Origin of the sequence: Mycobacterium alsense (assembly GCF_002086635.1) — a bacterium.
Lineage (GTDB): Bacteria > Actinomycetota > Actinomycetes > Mycobacteriales > Mycobacteriaceae > Mycobacterium > Mycobacterium alsense.
The window spans coordinates 1-987 of the sequence record NZ_MVHD01000132.1; the positions used below are offsets into that span (position 1 = coordinate 1).

A 987-nucleotide genomic window follows, 5' to 3' on the forward strand; every position below is an offset into this window, starting at 1 on the left:
TTGGCTGACGGCGAACTGAGCGCGCGCGAGGCCGAGCGCGTGGTGTGGGATGTGATCGTCGTGGGCACCGGCATGGGGGGTGGGATGCTGGGCCACTCGCTGGCCCGCGCGGGCCGTCGGGTGCTGTTCGTGGAAAAGGGACGCTCCACCCTGCCCGGCACCCCGGGCACGATCCGCGCGGCCATGCCCGAACTCGCCGAACCACAGGCGGCCCGCTCCGCGACGGCCTACTACGACGCCCTGGCCCGCGCCGGACGCTCCACCGACGAGATCGAAGACATCAGCGGGCGCTTCGCCAAGCGGTTCGTGCCATTCATCGGCGCCGGCACCGGCGGCTCCTCGGCGTTGTACGGCATGGTCTGCGAACGCTTCTTCGCCCAGGACTTCACCCCCCGCCAAAACTTCGACGACCCCGGCGAATCCACCGTGCCCGAGGCCTGGCCGATCAGCTACGACCAGCTCAGCCCCTGGTACGCCCAAGCCGAAAAGCTCCTCGGCGTGCGCGGCCAACCCGACCCGCTGCGCCCCGAGGCGGCCGACGTCAATCTGCCTGCGGCACCACCGTTTTCGGCCGACAACCGGCCGCTGGTCGACCATCTGACAGGTCAAGGATTGCACCCCTACCACCTGCCGATGGCCTGCGACTACACCGACGGCTGTACCACCTGCCAGACCTACATCTGCCCCCAGTCGTGCAAGAACGACGCCGCCCGCAACGGCGTGCTGCCCGCCCTCACCGAACACGGCGCCCACCTGCTCGACCAATGCCGGGTGCTGCGCCTCGAGGCCGACCGCACCCACGTGCAACAGGTCATCGCCGAGCACCACAACGACACGCTGGCCCTCAAAGCCACAGTGGTGGTGCTGGCCGCCGGCGCGCTCGCCACCCCGGTGCTGCTGCTCAACTCCCGCTCCGGTGACTGGCCCAACGGGCTGGCCAACGGCTCGGACTACGTGGGCCGCAACCTGATGCGCCACCTGATGGAC

The 987-nt window shown here is 69.9% G+C and carries 1 protein-coding gene; it reads left to right on the top strand.

Annotated features, from left to right (window positions below):
- Positions 1 to 987: GMC family oxidoreductase N-terminal domain-containing protein (locus BST11_RS26830; protein WP_244897799.1), on the top strand; the 987-nt coding region annotated here is incomplete at both ends.